This is a genomic window from Planctomonas deserti, from assembly GCF_003067705.1.
Taxonomy (GTDB): Bacteria; Actinomycetota; Actinomycetes; order Actinomycetales; family Microbacteriaceae; genus Planctomonas; species Planctomonas deserti.
On record NZ_QANL01000044.1, the window covers coordinates 1 to 732 of the forward strand.

The following is a 732-nucleotide window of genomic DNA, read 5'->3' on the forward strand; positions in this document are numbered from 1 at the left end:
CCGGGGTCAACGTAAGCGAGACGATCATCGAGACCACGATGGCCGCCACCAGAGTGACGGTGAACTCGCGGAAGAACGCGCCCATCATGCCGCTGGCGAACAGCAGCGGAATGAACACCGCCACCAGCGAGGCGGTGATCGAGACAATGGTGAAGCCGATCTCGCGCGCGCCGGTCAGCGCCGCCTGCATGCGCGGCATGCCCTCGTCGAGGTGGCGCATGATGTTCTCGATCACCACGATCGCATCGTCGACCACGAAGCCGATCGCGATCACCAGCGCCAGCAGGCTCAGGTTGTTCAGGGTGAAGCCCATCACGTACATCACCAGCGCGGCACCGGCCAGCGACAGCGGTACGGTCACCGCAGCGATCAGCGTCGGTGCCAGCCGGCGCAGGAACAGCGCCATGGTCAGCACCACCATCGCCAGGCTGATCAGCAGAGTGATCTGCACCTCATGCAGCGACGAGCGGATGGTTGGCGTACGGTCGAAGTACGGCGTCATCGTGGTGCCGGGTTGCAGATAATCGCGCAGGGTCGGGATCTGCGCCTTGACCCGGTCCACGGTCTCCACGATGTTGGCGCCGGCGCGGGTGAACACGTACATCACCACCGCCGGCTTGTGGTCGAACCACGCCGCCTGGTAGGCATCCTGCTGGCCGTCGTAGACGTTGGCGATGTCCTTCAGCCGGATCACCCGGCCATCGCCCTGGGTCTTGACCACCAGGTCGGCGA

General features: G+C 65.0%; 1 protein-coding gene. It reads right to left on the minus strand.

The window, feature by feature from the left end:
* Window positions 1–732: efflux RND transporter permease subunit (locus tag DAI20_RS19430; RefSeq protein ID WP_168927703.1), on the minus strand; the 732-nt coding region annotated here is incomplete at both ends.